1 protein-coding gene and 1 pseudogene are annotated in these 2695 nt (G+C 73.1%); both read right to left on the reverse strand.

All coding sequences use genetic code 11. The features are described 5' to 3' along the window. Positions 1–1569 (reverse strand): annotated as a pseudogene (locus QSG27_RS28410) (hypothetical protein); the annotation flags it as partial. Positions 1570–1571: 2 nt separating this feature from the next. After that, positions 1572–2695: ABC transporter substrate binding protein (locus QSG27_RS28415; RefSeq protein ID WP_306712146.1), on the reverse strand; the 1124-nt coding region annotated here is incomplete at its 5' end.

Here is a 2695-nt window from a genome sequence, read left to right on the forward strand (position 1 = left end):
CCCGCGGCCCAGACCGAACAGCAGCGGGCCGGCGCCCCCCGCCGCCGCGGCGGCCAGCGCCATCCCCGCCGCCGCCGCCGCGAATCCGGCCAGCGAGACCGCCCGCCAGCCGAAACGCCCGGTCAGCCGCCCGGCGGCCAGCGCCGCGGCGACCCCGCACAGCATCTCCGCCGTCAGGGGCGCCGCGGCGATCTGGGACGGGGACAGCAAGGGGATGGGCCTTCCGAAGCTGGTCATCATCAGCGGGACGAAGGACACCGGCAGAAAGGCGCCGAAATACATCAGGAAGGCCGAGAAGCGGATGGACCCCGCGAAATCGCCGGTTCCGGCCTCCACGGCCCCGGATTCCTTGGCCTGAGGTTCGGCGGCGCGGCGGACCATCCTCGTCCGCCCGCCCAGCACGCGGTCCATCTCGAACATGAACAGCAGCGAGGTGACGAGGATGGTCGCCATGTCCAGACCGAACTCGGTCAGTTGCGCGGCCACCCGGTCCCCGTCCACCACGGTCACCAGCTCGCGCGTCTCGCCGCCCCGGTCCTGGGCCAGCGGCCAGCGCAGCGCGACGTCCGGCACCTCCGTCAGGAGGGGGATGCCGCCGGCCATGCGGCGGGCCTCGTGGCCCGGCGGGGCGTCGCCGGGCATGGCCAGTTCGATGGATTGCAGGGTGGGCATGCCGGCGCGGATGCGCTCGAAATAGCCGTCCACCCCGGCCAGGGCGCCGTAATCCAGGCCGCGCCGGATCACCGATTCGATGTCGTTGCGGACCATCCGGGCGACGATCTGGGTCGCCTGCTCGGCGGCCTCCAGATGGGCGGAGGAAATCAGCGTGTAGCATTCCGCCGCCGTCGTGGCCTGGGCGGCCAGCAGCGCGCCCAGCGCCAGCAGGCGGCGGACGCGCTCCAGCCGGCTCCGCCGGCCCGCCGTGGCGTGGCGGAGCCCGAAGGCCATGGCCAGGCCGGTCAGGCCGAGAAACCCCACGGTGCCCAGCCCCGTCCACAGAAGCTGCGGCAGGATGCGGTCGCGGAACTCCTCGACGCGGGCGTCTACCGTGGAGCTGTCCGACAGCACGATCAGGTAGCCGGCGGGAGCGCCGGCACGCTCCGTCCCGCCAGGGACGCGGATCGGCAGATAGAGGGTGTAGGTTCCGTGGTCGGTGTCGTGCGCGAACCAGTGGGAGCGCCGCTCCAGCTCCACGCGGGCGCGGCGCAGGGCGGTTTCGGGCATCGGTTCCACGGGCCGCCCCGTGGCGGTGGCGACGACGCGCCCGTCCTCCACCGCCACCCCGATGCCCCGCGCCCAGGGCAGGTTGGCGGCGAGCTGCCCCAGGATGGTCTCCAGACCGTAGAAGTCGTCCAACGGCTTGCCGTAGCCCAGCGCGTCCTGGATGTTCTCCACGGTCTTGCCGCCCACCACCGCGAAGGCGGCCATCAGCGTGCCGGCGTAATTCTGCCGGAAGGAGCCGAGGTTGATGCTCAGGCTGAAGGCCAGGGTCACCCCGACCAGCAGAACGGACACCAGGAAGGCGCGGAGAAGGCCGGATCGGCGGGGCGGGGCACCGCGTGGAGCCATGGCTAGAGCACTCCGTGGAGCGAGTCCGCCGCCAGCAGGGCGGGGAAGGGGATGCGGTAGCCGATGGCCGCCGCGGTCGCGGCGTTCCAGGCGATGGAGGGCGTGTCGAAATAGACCTGGGGCAGGTGGCGCAGCGGCTCCCCGGCCATGACGCGGGCGATGGTGGCGGCGCCGAAATGGCCGATGCCCGCCATGTCGGCGCGGGCGATGCTCATCAGCGCGCCGCGCTCCACCTCCTCGGGGCCGAGCTGCGAGAAGGTCGGGACGCGGCGTTTCAGGAAGGGCCGGACCAGCGACGGGAAGCGGTCCAGCGGCCAGCGCCCGTAGGTGATGTACATGGCCTCCGCCTCGCGCGACAGGGCGTCCCAGGCGGCGCTCAGCTCGACCTCGTAGCGGTACTGGTCGAGATGGTCGATGGGCGCGCGGACATGCCGCTCCACCAGCTCGAATCCGCTCCGCCCCGCCATCGCCTCGATGTCGGGCAGCGAGGCGATGGCCCGGCCCGTCGGGCTGTCGTCGTAGGCGATGCCCAGCCGCCGGAACCGGAAGGTCTTGTGGAAGATGGAAAGCTGGCGCTGGAACCGCCGCGGGTCGAGGTGGGCCCACACATGGTCGCGCCCGGTGTCCGTCTCCGACGCGACGATCCCGGCGGCGACCGGGTTGGTGCAGGAAAAGGCCAGGACCGGCACCCGGTGCGCGTCGGTGGCCAGGGCGACCCCCGCGACCGTCCCCATGACGATCATCAGGTCGATGCCGCGCCCGCCGCGCAGACGCTCCACCAGGGCGTCGGCGCCTTCGGGCGTCAGGTTGGTGGCGTGGGCGTCGGGGACGAATTCCAGAATCGGGCTGCCGGCCCGCGCGGCCAGCCACGACCACAGCGCGGCGGTGTCGGTCTGGCCCGGACGGTAGGGCATGCCCGTCAGGCCGCCGGTCCAGCCCATCCGCTCCAACTCGCCCAGGATGGCGGCGAGGGTGGCGGCGTAGTTGCCGTAGGGCATCGATTCGGCGTAGCCGATGCGCCATCGCCGCGGCACGTCCCGGACGGACGGGACCGGGCGGGGGGCCGCCAGGGCCGCCGCCGGCGGGCGCAGGGCGCCGCAGAAAGCACCGAAGCCCGATGCCGCGG

It is taken from the genome of Azospirillum isscasi (genome assembly GCF_030849505.1).
Lineage (GTDB): Bacteria > Pseudomonadota > Alphaproteobacteria > Azospirillales > Azospirillaceae > Azospirillum > Azospirillum isscasi.